Genomic DNA, 606 nt, shown 5'->3' on the forward strand with positions numbered 1-606 from the left:
TCGGGTCCGGGTGTAGTTGATCGAGTCCGTGCCGCCGGGCTCGGTGACCATGATATAGTCGTCGTGGTAATCCGGGCCGGTCCAGTCGACCTGGACGGTCTCGCCGGCGGTGGCCGTGTCCGGGGCGTCGAGGGTGGCCTCGACCTCGGTGACCTCGATGGAGACGCGGGCGAGTTCCGTGCGGTCCTGGCGCATGATGTAGACGATATCGTAGGTGCCGGGCTCCGCCGGCAGCTTCAGATCCAGCGGGGAGCCGCTTCGCGTCCGGGTGTAGTTGATCGTGTCGGTCTCGCCCGGGAGGGTCACGCCGATATAGTCGTCGTGATAGTCCGGGCCGGTCCAGTCGACCTGGATCGTCTCGCCGGCGGTGGCCGTGGCCGGGGCGTCGAGGGTGGCGCCGATCTCGCTGACCTCGATGGAGATGCGCGCGAGTTCGGTGCGGTCCTGCCGCATGATGTAGACGATGTCGTAGCTGCCGGGCTCGGGCGGCAGTTTCAGGTTCAGCGGGGAACCGCTTCGGGTCCGGGTGTAGTTGATCGAGTCCGTGCCGCCGGGCTCGGTGACCATGATATAGTCGTCGTGGTAATCCGGGCCGGTCCAGTCGAC

1 pseudogene is annotated in these 606 nt (G+C 67.0%); it reads right to left on the reverse strand.

From position 1 onward, the window contains the following. Positions 1-606, reverse strand: a pseudogene (locus P1J78_RS25110) (hypothetical protein); the annotation flags it as partial.

Origin of the sequence: Psychromarinibacter sediminicola (assembly GCF_029168335.1) — a bacterium.
Classification (GTDB): Bacteria; Pseudomonadota; Alphaproteobacteria; order Rhodobacterales; family Rhodobacteraceae; genus Psychromarinibacter; species Psychromarinibacter sediminicola.